The organism is Mycobacterium sp., assembly GCF_049608025.1.
GTDB lineage: Bacteria > Actinomycetota > Actinomycetes > Mycobacteriales > Mycobacteriaceae > Mycobacterium.
This window is the reverse complement of record NZ_JBMYXC010000071.1, coordinates 1-14,407: the sequence shown is the minus strand read 5'-3', so window position 1 is coordinate 14,407 and position 14,407 is coordinate 1. Positions and strand designations below refer to the sequence as shown.

The window sequence follows — 14,407 nt, the reverse complement described above, 5'->3', positions numbered from 1 at the left end:
TCGGAGAACGCCCGCAGTCGCACATCGATGCCCTTGGTGTAGTCGAGCCGGTCCACGCCGAGCAGGATCTTGCGGGGGTTACCCAGCTCGTCGCGGATTTCACGGGCACGCTGCCGGATCCCCTTGGTACGCGCCTGCTGATCGAGTGCGCCCGAGTCGATGGAGATGGGGAAGGCGCCGACCTTCACCGTGCGGAATCCGACGTGCACCCGGCCGAGGCGCGATCGCACGCCCACGGAGGCGCGGGAGGCGTTCGCGCCCGCCAGGCGGCGCGCCAGGATGAGGAAGTTCTGCGCGCCACCGGGCAGATGGAATCCGACCAGGTCGGCGCCGAGTAGGCCGTCGATGATCTCCGAACGCCACGGCATCTGCATGAACAGCTCCACCGGGGGAAAGGGGATATGCAGGAAGAACCCGATGGTCAGATCGGGTCGCAACATGCGCAGCATCTTCGGCACCAGTTGCAGCTGGTAGTCCTGGACCCACACGGTGGCGCCGTGGGCGGCCGTGGTGGCGGTCGCCTCGGCGAATCGCCTGTTGACCTCGACGTAGCTTTCCCACCAATGGCGGTGATAGATCGGCTTGACGATCACGTCGTGATAGAGCGGCCACAGTGTGGCGTTAGAGAACCCCTCGTAGTAGCGCGCGATGTCGTCTGCGCTCAGCCGCACCGGCACGAGGTACATGCCGTCCTGCTCGATCGGATCGTCGGCAGGTGTCTCATCGTCAGGATCGGCATGGTCCTCGGGAACTCCGGGCCAGCCGATCCACGCGCCCCGGCGACGCCGCAGCAGCGGTTCCAGCGCGGTGACGAGACCGCCCGGACTTCGTTTCCACTCAGTGGTGCCGTCGGGCAGTCGCACCATGTCGATGGGTAGCCGGTTGGCCACCACGACGAAGTCGGCGTTCCCAGAGCGGGCCTCGGGGCCGCCCTCGGAAGCCATTACGCGTTGGCGAGCTTTGCCGGTCCGATGCCGAGCATCGAGAGGAAGATCCGGCATTCGTCGGCGTCGGTGGCGTACGCGGCGACGACGCGGCGGGCCTGGCGTTCGGTGTTGTCGGCGATCGGCTCAACATCGCCGAGTTCGGCTGGATCAGATTTAGCGGGCATGTGACAACTGTAGCCAACTGCCGGGTGACTGTGCGGGCAGCCGGTCTCTGGCGTATAACGAGAACTTGTTCTAGCTACGCGCGAAGGAGTTGAGGGTGCTGCTCAAGGGGTCTCTGCTGGCGGATCGAACGTTCTTGATCACAGGCGGTGGTAGTGGCATCGGCAAAGGAGTGGCCGCCGCCGTGGTTGCGGCGGGCGGCAACGCGATGCTCGCCGGCCGTAACTCCGACCGTCTGTCCGCCGCGGCGGACGAGATCCGGGCGCAGGCCGGTACCGACGGTGGGCAGGTGCTCTTCGAACCCGCCAATGTGACGGACGAGGACGAGACGGCGCGATTGGTGGCGGCGACGACCGCCTGGCACGGCCGGCTCGACGGCGTCGTCCACAGCGCCGGTGGTTCCGAAACGATCGGTCCGCTGACCCAGATCGACTCCGCGGCGTGGCGCAATACGGTCGACCTCAACGTCAACGGCACCATGTACGTGCTCAAACATGCCGCGCGGGAGATGGTCCGTGGCGGGGGCGGCTCGTTCGTCGGTATCTCTTCGATCGCGTCGAGCAACACGCATCGTTGGTTCGGCGCCTACGGTCCGAGCAAGGCGGCTCTCGATCACCTGATGATGGTGGCGGCCGACGAGTTGGGTGCCTCCTCGGTGCGGGTCAACGGCATCCGGCCGGGCCTCACCCGCACCGATATGGTCGCCCCGATCATGGAATCCGCCGCGATCAGCGAGGACTACCGCGCCTGCACACCACTACCCAGGGTCGGCGAGGTCGAGGATGTGGCCAACCTGGCGGTCTTCCTGCTCAGCGACGCGGCCGGCTTCATCACCGGTCAGATCATCAACGTCGACGGCGGGCACGGGCTGCGGAGGGGCCCCGACCTATCGGGGATGCTCGAGCCGATCTTCGGGGCGGATGGGCTGCGCGGCGTCGTCTCCGGCTAGGAGCCGCCGGCCGTCTACAGTGCACTCATGGGAGCGGGCCCGCGGATTGTCGCACTGTGCTGCTTGCTCATTGGCGCCGCCGCAGCAACGAGCACGCCGGCATCGTCGTCACCTGTGCCCCCGGTGTCCGAAGCGGCGCGTGCGGCGGGATTCGTCGATGTTCGCACGGTGGTCCCAGACGCCGTGATCGACCTGCGCTACGCCACGTCGGACAACTTCGTGGGCGCGCAGCTTTACCCCGACGGTGCCCGCTGCCTCGTGCACGAGTCGCTGGCGCAGGGACTCGTCGTCGCCGCTAACCTGTTGCGGCAGAACGGGGAACGGCTCGTTTTCTGGGACTGCTATCGGCCGCACGACGTGCAGGTGGCGATGTTCGAGGCGGTGCCCAACCCGGCCTGGGTCGCACGGCCCGGGTCATACGCGAGCAGCCACGAGGCAGGCAGGTCGGTGGACGTGACGCTGGCCGGGCCGGGCGGACTGGTGGACATGGGGACGGGGTTCGACGACTTCTCTCCCCGCAGCCGAGCCGACGCCACCGATGGGGTCAGCGCCGCGGCGCAGACCAACAGGGCGCGGCTGCGTGACGCGCTGGCCGCTGGTGGTCTGACGGTCTACGCCGGGGAGTGGTGGCATTTCGACGGTCCCGGTGCCGCCGTGAAACGACCGATTCTCGATGTGCCGGTTGACTAGTCGCTGCTACACCTTGGTCAGGTCGGTGCGCATCAGCATGACGTTGTAATCCGACCACAGAGACAGGTTCCAGTAGAGATCGGAACCGGTGCCCACCGTCGACGGTGACCACGGATGCAGCATCGGTGCGTAGATGCCGCCACTCTGCTGGCCCATCAGAACCTCCGCATCTCCCCAGGTGCCTTCGGGGGTGTCTGAGGTGCGCATCACGATGTTGTTGTACTGATCGCCGTAGAGCACAACGTACTTGTCCAGGTAGTCGTTGTACTGAACCGACATTTCGCTGACGGTGTTGCCGACTTTCGTTGAGCCACAGGCTCCGCCGGACTTGCCGATGACCACCGATGCCGAGGAGGGGTTGCCCTTGACCCACTTGGCCGGAGAGCCCCCGAACCAACCCGACGACGCCTTCTTGTAGTACTCGTACTTGGACACGTCGAGGATGTCCTCGGTATCGACGCGCGCGACGTAGGCCCCGCCCTGGCGGCCGTTCGGCGTGCCGTAGACGTAGACGTTGCCATCGCCGCCTTTGACGAAGGCCGACTGCTGAAAGTTCTTGTTACCGCTGAAAATCGAGTTGTAGCGCACGCTTTCCGGTGCGATGGTGAAGTTCTCCCCGTTGTCGGTCGAGTAGGCGATGGCCGAGTAGTTCGTGTTCCAGCGGCCGGCGGAACCCCATTTCGACACAGACATGAAGCTGACGTACTGCGTCGCGCCGAACTCGGTGTCGGGCGTGGGCAGTGAGACACCTGCGGTCGGGATGAGGGTCACCGAGTTGGGCAGCCACGAGGGGCGGTTGATGATGGGCCGCGCGGTCGTGGGGCTGGACAGCGGCGCACCGCCGAACATGTTGCCGTTGAACCATTCGCCGTTCGGGATCGTCATTCCGTCGGACAGGTCGTCGTCGGAACTGCGGAACAGGGTGTTGTACCGCCAGTCGCCGGTCATGTTCGGACCGCTGTAGGTATCACCGACGGCGATGAGCACTTGGTTTTCGTTGGTATCGGGGGTGGTGGGGTCATCGGGAATCCCGTTGTCCCACATAACGCCCACATCGGTGCCGTACACGGCGAAGCGGGCCAGCGTGTTGGCCATGAGCTCGTCGCTGTAGAGATATTTTCCCGTCACCCAGCTGACGAAATTCGTCGACTCGCTGACTTGTGGGTTGAGCCACGGCGAGTAGGGCACCGCTACCGCTGAGGCCGTGGCGGCCGCGACGGGTTGGTCGACCGGCAGCGCCAGGCTGGTGGGCACCACGTTGGCTGCCTGTGCGGCGCTGACCGTGCTGCGCGACACGAACAGGTTCTCGAGCTCGCGCCGGGCGAACGACATCAGCGCCCACAGGAACGGCTGCGCCGGGGCGCTGCCGGGGGTGGGGTCGGCCTTCTCGCGCGCCCACTCCAGCATGCTGTTCACAACGTTCACGACCGCGGTGACCAGGCTCGGCTTGGGCGCGGGCGGTGTGGACAGCAGAGTCGCCACCGTTGGTGAAACCGCGGTCGGGCTCGCCGCGGCCAGTGCGGTCGCATTGGCGAACACCGCGACTTTCCTGGGCTCCTGCGGCGCTACCGCGGGGTCGGTCGACGTCTCGGTGGATTCGGCCGTGGATTCGGCCGTGGAGTTCTCGGGTGTGGAGCGCCCAGATGCGGATTTCTCCGTGGTGGATGGCTCTGTCGTGGATGGCTCTGTCGTGGATGGCTCTGTCGTGACGTCCGGAGACCGATCCGTCGTTGGCGACGTCGACGGGAGCTCCGGCTCCGGCTCTGCGTCGGCTTCGGGCTCGGCTTCTGCTTCGGGCTCGGCTTCGGCTTCTGTGTCTGTGTCTGTGTCTGTGTCTGTGTCTGTGTCTGCACCTGCGTCTGTGTCGGCTTCTGCTTCGGCTTCGGCTTCCGCCTCGGCTTCCGCCTCGGCTTCCGCTTCGGCTTCCGCTTCGGCTTCGGCTTCTGTGTCGGCTGCTTCGGCGTCGGCTGCCTCGGCTTCGGCTTCTGCGTCGGCCTGGGCTTCCGCCTCGGCTTCGGCGTCGGCCCCTACGTCGGCCTGGCCTCCAGCCACTCCAGACTCGGCGGCCTCTGCGGTGCTGCCGCGGCCACCTGAGCTATCGCCGTCCGACGTTGCTGAATTGCTCGACTCCGACGTCGAGGTATCGGTGTCGTCGGCCCACGCCACGCCTTGTCCGGCAAAGAGCGCTGATCCGACGCCCAACGCGACTGCTAGACCGCCGACTCGGCCGACGTATGCTGCGGCACCCATAAAATCCCTTCAATCCAGCCCGGTACGACCCCCGTCGTGGTTGGCGCTATTCAATAGCATCAGCGGCCGGAGCGGTAAGCAATAGCTAAATTGTCACTGCTTTGGCATCGTTACCGTGACCATAGGGATCTCGTCAGCAAATCTACCAGCAGCAAACACTGAGAACCAGGTTAGTCGAGGCTCTCCAGGGCCTTCTCGTAGAGCTCGACGGCGTCGGCAATTCCGTCGCCAAGCCATGCGTCGACGATTCCCACCTCGTCGGCAACAAGCTGGGCACGATTGAGCCACAGCTCGAAGTCAGGGTCGCGGCGAAGCCCGTCGATCTGACTCTTCGAACCCTGAATCAAGACGAATCCACCGAGCTCGATGTTTTGCGGCTTGAGGACCACGCGGTCGAAACGCTCGATCTTTCCCTGGCTCTGCAGACCGGAAAGGTAGTCGCGAGTTTCGATGAGCAGGGCCAGGGCCTTGCGTTCCCGTCCACGCGCCGGCACTCCCCACGCAACCCAGAGTCCTGCTTCGGCCATCGGTCCTCCTTGGTCGGACTGGTCGGGGCGCGACTCAGTATGTCGTATTGCCGTGTCGTATCGGCGAGTCATATTGCCGTGGCGTGCCCGCACCCGCGAGGTCGCTCTGTCCGGCCAATCGAGTGTCGGCCAATCGAGTGTTGGACAACCGGGCGTTACGTGCTGGCGAAGTCAAGGGCAATGTCAGCGGCATCGCCGCTGGGACCCTTGCCCTTGAACTGACTCATGTAGAGCGCGTAGTAGAACCCCTTGGCAGCCATCAGCTCGTCGTGGCCGGCCATCTCGACGATTTCGCCACCGTTGAGCACCATGATGCGACTCGAATTGCGGATCGTGGCAAGGCGATGCGCAATCGAGAAGCTGGTCTTGTTCTCCATCAGCTTGCGCATACCGTCCTGGATGAGCTTTTCGGTGCGGGTGTCGACGTTCGAGGTTGCCTCGTCGAGGATCATCATCTTCGGACTGGCGACCATCGCCCGGGCGATGGTGATCATCTGCCGCTGCCCCTGGCTGAGGTTGGCGCCCCGTTCGGTCAGCAGGGTGTCGTATCCGCTGGGCAGACCGAGGATGAAGTCGTGGGCGTTGGCCTTTTTCGCGGCTTCGATCGCGTCCTCCTCGGTGGCGTCCCCGCTGGCGTAGAGCAGGTTGTTCATCACCGTGTCGGTGAACAGGAACGCTTCCTGGAGCACCACGCCGATCTGCTTGCGAAGGCTCGCCTGGGTCAGTTTGGACAGATCCTGACCATCGATGAGGATTCGGCCCGCGTTGATGTCGTAGTAGCGGGTGAGGATATTGATCAACGTGCTCTTGCCCGCGCCGGTCGGCCCGCAGATTCCGATGTTCTCACCGGGTGCGACGTCGAATGTGTTGTCCCGCAATACCAAGCTGTGCGGCGCGTAGCCGAAGTCGACGTGCTCGAACTGGATCCTGCCGCCCTTGAACTCGTAGTCGACGGCGTCCGGGGCATCGGTGATGTCCGGCCGCTCGTCGATGAGCCGGAACACCCGGTCGCCGCCGGCTGATGCGTTGAGCGAGGCGGTGATCAGATTGCTCATCTCGGCCAATGGGGCCGACATGAGCGCAGAGTATCCGGCGAACGCCAAAACCGTCCCCAGGGTCGCCGAACCGTCGATGACCAGGAATGTGCCGACGACAAGCACGGCTACATCCTGGCCGAAGCTCACGACCTGGGTGACCGGAAACTGCATCAACGAGGTCATGAAGGCGCGGTTGCCGACCGAGAACACCCCGTCGACCTGCTCCTCGTGCCGCTCCGAGGCCCACTTGCCCCGGTTGTTGCTGATGATCACCTTGTATCCGCTCAGCGTCTCCTCCTGGAAGGCGCTGACATCCCCCAGCGTGTCCTGCAACTTGTTGAATACCGGCCCGGAGATCGCGGCGATTACGTACGCGACACCCATCAGCAGCGGAATCGCCACGATCGCGACGATCGCGAGCTGCCAGTTCAAGACGAACATCACGACGATGATCATCACGACCTGGATGTTGGCCCGCAGGATCTGACTCAGCGCCGTCGTGTAGAACAGCGAGATCACTTCGGCGTCGTTGGTGACGTTGCTGGACAACTCCCCGGGAGTGTTCTTGAAGAAGAAGCCCATCGGCAGGGTCTGCACGTTGTCGAACAGGTCGGTCTGGACGTTGTAGAGGGCCGCGGCGGCCAGCCTGGCGAACATCCGGTCAGCAACGAAGCTGAACGTCAGGTAGACCGCCCCGCCGATGGCTCCGACGATCGCCCAGTAGGCGAGGTCGTCCTTGCTGCCGCCGTCGGCGATCACGTTCATCCCGCGCCCGGTCGCGTACGGGATGAGGATCAGACCCAGCATCGCGATGACCATGCACCCCACGGCAAGTGCGGTGCGGCCGCGACGCGGCCCCCCGATCATCCCGGTGACCAGCCGGGTAATGGTGTTGGGCCGCAGTATCGGTTCGCCGGCCTCCGCGGTGATTGCGGTGTCGGTGCTCACGATCTTCCCTTCAGATCGATACCGGCGGTGACCCCGCCGCCGAGTTGCGACTCGTAGATCTCCTGATAGAGGCTGCTGGTCGCCAACAGTTCGTCGTGTGTGCCCTCCGCGACGACCTCGCCGTGCTCGAGTAGATAGATGTGGTCCAGATCGATGAGTGCGCTGATCCGCTGGGCAACGTAGATGGTCGTGGCTCCACCGGCGAACTCCGGAATCGCCGCCTGGACCCTGCCCTCGGTGGATGCGTCCAGCGCGCTGGTGCTGTCGTCGAGGATCAACACCCGCGGCCGCGGGGTGAGCGCTCTGGTGATCCCCAGGCGTTGGCGTTGGCCCCCGGAGAAGTTGTAGCCACGGCGGGCCACCATCGCCTCCCAGGCGCCCGGTAGCCGCGAGACGAACCCGTGGGCGTCGGCTGCCTTGGCGGCGTCGAACATGACCTCGTCCTCGACATCGGGTGCGCCGAACTTGAGGTTGGCCCGCAGGTCGTCCTTGAACAGCACCGTCTCTTGTAGCGCGATGCCGACGATCGCTCGTAGATCGTCGAGCGGTATGTCGCGGACGTCGACGCCGTCGATGGTGATCTTGCCGTCGGTCACGTCGTAGAAGCGGGGTATGAGGTTGACCAGCGCCGATTTACCCGCCCCGGTGGCGCCGAGGAAGCCGACCTGCTGGCCCGGCTCGATGGTGAGGTTGATGTTCTTCAGGGCGGGGGGGTCGTTGTTGCCGTCGGGGCGTCGGAAGGCGAACGAGACATTCTCGAACACCACGCGACCACGCACGGTGTCGCGGCTGACAGCGGCGGCATTGTCGCGGTCGGCGACGGTCGGCTCCGTCTCATACGCCGCGATGATCCGACCGGCAGACACATCCCCGCGCATGACAAGCGGCATCACCTGGGCCAGCAGCGCAAGCGGGGTGATGATCAGCGCCATGTACTGCGTGAAAGTACTGACCTCGCCGACCGACAGCCCCGCGCCGTCGAGCACCGTGTTTCCGCCGGCCCACATCGCGAGGACGATCGCGAACTGGCCGAGACCGGTGAGCAGCGGCGCCATGAACGCCACCCGCCACGCGGCCTGGTACTCGGGGCCGCGCAGCGCGCGGGCACGTTCCTCGAACTTGCGCATCTCGTAGCGCTCGCGAACGAATGCCTTCACCACGCTCATCCCGGTGAGATTCTCCTGAAAGGTGCCGTTGAGCGAGTCCAGCGCATGTTGACGCCGTTGATAGGCCCGGTCGATGGCAGGTACCAGAACCGCCATGATCGCCACCACGGCGACGATCACCACGACCACGATCCAGACCAGGTTGGGTGTGTTGATGACCGCCATGGCGATGGTGAGCAGCAGCAGGAACGGCGCCAGCGAGCCGAGCAGGATTGTGTACAGCACGGCGTTCTGAACATTGACGATGTCAGCGTTGAGCCGGACCATCATGTCGCTGGTGGGGCGACGGTCGAAGTTCTCGAACGAGTAATACTGGATCTTGTCGAACAGCTCACGGCGAAGGTAGTACGCGACCCCCTGTGAGAAGAACACCGCCTGCGCCGCGGCGATCATCATCGCCGCGCCCATCACCACGGTGAGCGTAAGCATCCAGATCCCGACGTCGATCGCGGCGTCGGAGTTGCGGGCAACCATTCCCTCGTCCACGAGCACCTTGATCAACGATGCGAACACCACGATGCAGACCGCGGCGACCAGCATCGCCAGTTGCGAAATCACAAATCGCACTTTGTAATCGCGGACCAGGCCAAAGATCCTCAGGATCGATGTCGGCATGCGTGCTCTCTTTCGTCGGTCCACGGAGAGGGCCGAGAGTAACGCTGCAAGGGTCTCTCACGCGGCGGCGGATGGTGATTGAAACGCCGAGAAACCGTCAGTATCCACCGAGCAGGTGCGCTGTGGGTCGAACCTGCTCAGAAGACGCGAATCCAGTCGACGAGCATCTCCGCCGGGTAGGAACCCCCGGCGGGCTCCCGGCCACCCGAGCCGCCGACTGCGATATTGAAGATCGGCGCCAATGTGTAGCCGGGGTCGTTGAACGGCCAATCCGCGATGGAGTTCGCCGGAACCTCGAAGAAAGGCTGCATTCCCGGCTCGTAGTCCTTCCAGAAGTACATCCCGGAAGGAAGCCAGGTCATCCGCCACCTGTGCCAGGCGTTGTCGATCGGGTGCCGGTGGGTGGCAAATGAGGTGCCGTCCAGCCGAGCGTGCACGGTGGTTCCCGACGGCCAGTCGCGGTTGCCGTACCACTCGACCAGGTCGATTTCACCACCGCGGTCGGGATTGTCGTTCAGCAGCCAGAAGGCGGGCCAGGCCCCGTCGGTCAGGCAGTTGAGCTTGACGCGGGCCTCCCAGGTGGTTCCGATGGCGCCGCGCCACAGACCGACGACCTTGGCGCTGGCGTACTTCTCCTGGATGTTCGCGCCGGGGCCGCGGGTGGCCCGGATGACGAGGTTGCCGTTGCCGTCCTGGAATACATGCTCCTGGTCGGTGACGTAACGCCCCATGTTGAAGGGTTCATCCCAAATGACCGGGTTCTTGATCGTTTCGCGTTCGGGAACGAGGAACCACCACGCCGGGTCCGGTGGCGTCCCTGCGGGTCCGTTGAACTCGTCCTCGAACAGAAAGACCGGATCCGGGTTGGCGGCTACGGGTGCCTGCTCACCCGGGCCCTGGCCTGGAAGACCGGGACCGGGCGGAACATCGCCGATGATCGGCTGGGCCTGAGCAGTTGGGAGAGGTAGCGCGGCGGCCGCCACACCGAACCCCATCATCAACATTGCGCTGCGGCGATCCATATTAGGCACACCAGCACCATAAACAATCTCGGCGTTCATGTCCCGGGCCGGGGCGAAATCATTCGCCCCGCCAGGTCACAGCCGGTATCGCCCGTTTTGCACTACCGGACCAAGCCGGTCGGATCCAGGATGATCGGGGGGACCAGCGGACATCATGCCTCGATGGGCGGGTGTAGCTGTTCCATCGTGTACTGCCTACTGCGGCGAATCGCCCACGCGCTGATGGCCATCGACGTTGCCAGCACGCCGACGAGGACCAATACCGCCATGCCCAACCGATGGTCGATCCCGCCCGAGATGAGTTGGCGTAATCCGTTGACCGAATACGTCATCGGAACGTAGGGATGGATGACCTGGAACACCTTCGCCGTAGTTTGGACGGGGTAGATCCCGCCACAGGACACCAACTGCACCATGAGGAACGCCAGGGTCAGCACGCGTCCGACGGCTACTCCGAACACCGCATTCAGCGCCTGGATGAGGCCCAGATAGGTGGCGAGCACCAAGAGTAGGAAGCCTGCTGTGAACAAGGGGTAGGCGGGGTTCAATCCGAGGCCGAAGTGCACGACGCTGTACATCACGACCACTTGGCAGATCGCGATCAGGAACGCGGGCCAGTAGGAGGCCAGCATCACCCGGAACGCGGCAAGCCCGTTGATGATGGGCCGCGGTTGCAGTGGCTTGAGCAGCATCCAGATGAGCAAGGCGCCGATGAACACCGCCAATCCCATGAAGAACGGCGCAAATCCGGTGCCGAAGGTGGGTGCCGGGTTGTGGGTGACCAGGTCGAGTTTGACCGGCGACGACACTGTCTTCGCTACCTCGGTTCGCTGCTGAGCTGTCCAACTAGGAACGAGAGTCGAGCCTTCATGGAGCTTGTCGGCCAGTTCACGGCCACCGTCGGCGAGCCGCACCAAACCGTCGTTGAGCTGATGTGCGCCGTCGTCCAGCTGGTCGACGCCGTCGCGCAACTTGACGATGTCCTTACGTAGATCGCCATTGAGCGCGCCGGTCATGAACGTCCGCAACTCGCTGGTCGGATCGCCGAGTTCGTATTGGATCTCGGCCGCGCTATCGCGTAAGCGTTGCAGTCCGGCGTCTGTGGCCGGATCGAGGTTTCGAGCCCGCAACACCTGCTGAGCCGCGTAGAGGATTTCCCCCGCGTCCCGGGCTAACGGGTCAGGACTGTACTTCAGCGATCCAACAGCCTGATCGATGAACGACCCAGCCATCTGCCAGTCGATATTTGCCGCTTCGATCCGGCCCGTGGTCAGTTCGACAGCGTGGCTGAGTCGGTCGGCGGCCGCTGCCACGACGTCCGCATCGAGTCCCTTGTCGTCGAATCTCTGGAGAAATTCGATCAGCGGCCCGGTGACCTCGTCCACCGAGGTAGACAGCTGACGAGTTCCGTTCGCGAGTTGGGCGGACCCGTCGCGTGCGCTCGCCAATCCGTCCGCCAGTTGACCGGCGCCGTCGGCGGCCTTGGTCAGACCCGCCCCGGCGTCGGTGAGCCCGGTCAACACCGTGGTGACGGTCTGCTCCCCGACGCTGGCGTTGACGTCGTTGATCACCGCACGTGCCACGTTCTGTCCGATGAGCGAACCGAGGTAGCTGTTGGAGTCGTTGAAGGTGAACCGAAGCGGGGCCTGCGCGGGGTGATCACCTGAGGGAGAGACGATGTCTGCGCTGAAATCGGCAGGAATCGTGATCGTGAAGTAGTAGTCACCGTGAGCCAGGCCGTCGGCTGCTTCGCCGGCCGAAACCTGATGCAGATCCAGCTCACCTGAATCGATCAGCGCCTTGGCCACCTCTTCCCCGGCGCGGATCTCCTTACCGTCCGACTGGGCCCCTCGATCTTCCATGACCAGCGCAACGGGCACTTTGTTGACTTCACCGAAAGGATTCCAGAAAGCCCACAGATACAGGGCTCCGTACAACAGCGGCATCAGCACGACGATCAGCAGCGCGACGCGTGGAACCGCACCGCGTGTGTACCGTTTGATGTCGGTGCCGAGTGACATGGCGGCGAGCATGGCTACCCCTTGATTTTCTGCATCTTCACGAGTTCGGCACGATCGGTATTGATCACCGGGATTTGTGCGGCCACCGGATGGTTGGTCACCCCGTTGACGGTTGCGGTGATGACCGTCTGGTTGCGCCCCAGGTCGATCAGGCGGCAGATGAGCGCATCCCGATTGGAATCACTGGCGACGAAGTCCAGGTCGCCGACCACCAGGAGCGGCGGGCGATTGGTGTTGGCCAACGCGATCCGTAACAGCAGCTGATCCAGTTCGGAGAGCAGCTCGAAATATTCCATCAGGGGCGGCAGCGGCAGTTCACCGAACACCGGCGCGCACACTCGGGCCAACTCTGCCTCGTCCGCCTGCCCGATGAACCGGTACCAGGGCGCGTCCCAGCGCAGTTGTTCGGTGATCAGGTCCCGGACGGTCACCGACTCCGAAACGGTGTCGATCCCGTTGATGCCGGCTAGGCCGGAAATGGCGAAGATATCGCGGGCCCGCCGGGCGCCGAACACGGTCAACTTCCCGGACTTCGGCTTCATTCGGCCGGCGAGTGTCATCAGAAGTGCCGTCCGTCCGGTGCCGGCTGTGCAGACGAGGACGTTCAGCCCGCCGGTGGGAATGGCAAGGTCTACCGGGCCGTACACCGGGCCCCACGGCCCGGTCATGCAGATGCCTTCGGCGATGACTGCCGGCGGTGGCTCAGGGGGTGGGCCTTCGCCCGGTGGCTCGATTACCGGGGTGGCCTCGTGGCCGCCTGCCTCACCTGAATCTTGGTCCGCCGCCTGCGTCATTGCACCCTTCCGTCCCCGTGCCCGTTCATCTCAGCACGATCCCAGGCGAGATGTGGGAGCATCTGATCAACGAGTCCAGGTGCTGCGACCTGACCAGTCAACGGCGAACGCGCAGTGCGACATCCATTCTCAGTGAAGCTCTTCCGCGCAGCCCTCTCGGGATTGAGCCGAGGGCCGGGTTCCCTTGCGCTCGTTCGCTGCTCGTTTCCCCGGGTCGGTTGGCGATGCCGGAATTACTTTGGGGGACAGAGGTATTTGCGGAATCACTCGGTGGGAGGATCGGGACAATGGACTATTTGCACTGAAGGCATAGCACCGCAACGGAGCAGCCACTCAACTACGCTAACCGGCAACCGGCCGGCCGAGAGGACATCGCGATGCGTTTCAATCCACCACCCAACTGGCCGCCGCCGCAGGACGGCTGGGTTCCTAGCCCCGGTTGGACCCCCGATCCCTCATGGCCGCCGCCCCCGGCGGGTTGGCAGCTGTGGATCGACGACGAAACACCTCCGGCAGGCGCCACAGGGGGCGTCGTTGCACCGCCTCCGGGTTCGCCGGGTTCGCCGGGTTCGCGCAAAGTGGTCATCGGCCTCGCGGCGTTCGCGGCTGTCATTGTGGCAGTCGGCGCGGCGACACTGATCATCGCGTCGCAGAAGGCCGATGCCCCGAAGTCGGATGAAGACCAGATCCGCGAGGCCCTGAGCGGACTCGTCGAGGCGTACAACAACTCCGACTACGACACGTATGTGAGCCATATCTGCCCGTCGGAACGGTCGGGTCTCAGCGACGCGTCGGAACTCAAACAGGATCGCTCCGACACCGGCCGCCTCAGTTTCGACGACATCTTTATCGACGTCACCGGCGACACCGCGAAGGTGACGGCGACAGCGACGGTGGAGAACGAGGAGGAGCCAGATACCGAGACGGTGGACTTCGCGAAAGAGGACGGGCGTTGGATGATGCTGTTCTTCGAGGACAAGTGCTCGGCCTGACTGCGCCGGGACTGCGATCGCCGGCAGTTCGCCGGTCTCATCGACGTCGAAGCCTGTCGGGGAGCGGCCGGTTGCGATGACGTGGTTGAGCAGCGCGCCATCGTCTTGCATCGGCTGTGCTGTATCGAGCGGCGATCTCCAGCAGGCGGCACGGGCACGCTGTCGTCACGCGCGGCAGCGTCTCTGGGATGGTGCGCAATCAGGAGCACGCTTTCGAATTCGCTGCCGAGGTCTTGATGCTCCTATTCGTGTCAAGCGGCTTTGAGCCAGTTTCTGTAGGTTTCTGC

The 14,407-nt window shown here is 64.3% G+C and carries 12 protein-coding genes; 3 read left to right on the top strand and 9 right to left on the bottom strand.

Annotation, left to right across the window (positions count from 1 at the left end):
* On the bottom strand, window positions 1-944 hold a 944-nt coding region (locus tag ACPGXI_RS16495; protein ID WP_526654831.1), incomplete at its 3' end, for an alpha,alpha-trehalose-phosphate synthase (UDP-forming).
* Window positions 944-1,111 carry a hypothetical protein gene (locus tag ACPGXI_RS16490; protein WP_526654829.1) on the bottom strand — a complete coding sequence of 56 codons (168 nt, stop codon included), beginning with the start codon at window positions 1,109-1,111 and terminating at the stop codon, window positions 944-946. The genes ACPGXI_RS16495 and ACPGXI_RS16490, both read right to left, overlap by 1 nt.
* 95 nt (window positions 1,112-1,206) lie before the next feature.
* Here ACPGXI_RS16490 and ACPGXI_RS16485 point away from each other — a divergent pair, with 95 nt between their 5' ends.
* Window positions 1,207-2,058 carry an SDR family oxidoreductase gene (locus ACPGXI_RS16485; protein WP_526654827.1) on the top strand — a complete coding sequence of 284 codons (852 nt, stop codon included), beginning with the start codon at window positions 1,207-1,209 and terminating at the stop codon, window positions 2,056-2,058.
* A gap of 27 nt (window positions 2,059-2,085) precedes the next feature.
* Complete coding sequence (locus tag ACPGXI_RS16480; RefSeq protein WP_526654825.1) at window positions 2,086-2,748, top strand: M15 family metallopeptidase; 663 nt, start codon at window positions 2,086-2,088, stop codon at window positions 2,746-2,748.
* A 6-nt stretch (window positions 2,749-2,754) separates the two neighbouring features.
* Here ACPGXI_RS16480 and ACPGXI_RS16475 read toward each other — a convergent pair whose 3' ends face one another.
* The 7 genes from ACPGXI_RS16475 to ACPGXI_RS16445 form a co-directional block, all read right to left on the bottom strand.
* Window positions 2,755-4,998, bottom strand: coding sequence for a DUF4185 domain-containing protein (locus ACPGXI_RS16475; RefSeq protein ID WP_526654823.1), 2,244 nt, complete (start codon window positions 4,996-4,998; stop codon window positions 2,755-2,757).
* Between the two features lie 170 nt (window positions 4,999-5,168).
* A complete protein-coding gene (locus ACPGXI_RS16470; RefSeq protein ID WP_526654821.1) occupies window positions 5,169-5,525 on the bottom strand; it encodes a hypothetical protein in 357 nt (118 codons plus the stop codon).
* A gap of 155 nt (window positions 5,526-5,680) precedes the next feature.
* The gene (locus ACPGXI_RS16465) at window positions 5,681-7,510 is read right to left on the bottom strand and encodes an ABC transporter ATP-binding protein (protein WP_526654819.1); all 1,830 of its coding nucleotides are present in this window, start codon (window positions 7,508-7,510) and stop codon (window positions 5,681-5,683) included.
* A complete protein-coding gene (locus ACPGXI_RS16460; RefSeq protein WP_526654817.1) occupies window positions 7,507-9,291 on the bottom strand; it encodes an ABC transporter ATP-binding protein in 1,785 nt (594 codons plus the stop codon). Before ACPGXI_RS16460 ends, ACPGXI_RS16465 begins: the two co-directional genes overlap by 4 nt.
* 137 nt (window positions 9,292-9,428) lie before the next feature.
* Complete coding sequence (locus ACPGXI_RS16455; RefSeq protein ID WP_526654836.1) at window positions 9,429-10,313, bottom strand: glycoside hydrolase family 16 protein; 885 nt, start codon at window positions 10,311-10,313, stop codon at window positions 9,429-9,431.
* A gap of 152 nt (window positions 10,314-10,465) precedes the next feature.
* Entirely contained in the window at window positions 10,466-12,346 is a 1,881-nt protein-coding gene (locus tag ACPGXI_RS16450; protein ID WP_526654815.1) for a YhgE/Pip family protein, read from the bottom strand.
* 2 nt (window positions 12,347-12,348) lie between these two features.
* The gene (locus ACPGXI_RS16445; RefSeq protein ID WP_526654833.1) at window positions 12,349-13,002 is read right to left on the bottom strand and encodes a P-loop NTPase family protein; all 654 of its coding nucleotides are present in this window, start codon (window positions 13,000-13,002) and stop codon (window positions 12,349-12,351) included.
* A gap of 503 nt (window positions 13,003-13,505) precedes the next feature.
* On the opposite strand from ACPGXI_RS16445, the gene ACPGXI_RS16440 reads away from it, so the two are divergent.
* Entirely contained in the window at window positions 13,506-14,120 is a 615-nt protein-coding gene (locus ACPGXI_RS16440; protein WP_526654813.1) for an Rv0361 family membrane protein, read from the top strand.
* Window positions 14,121-14,407: the final 287 nt, after the last annotated feature.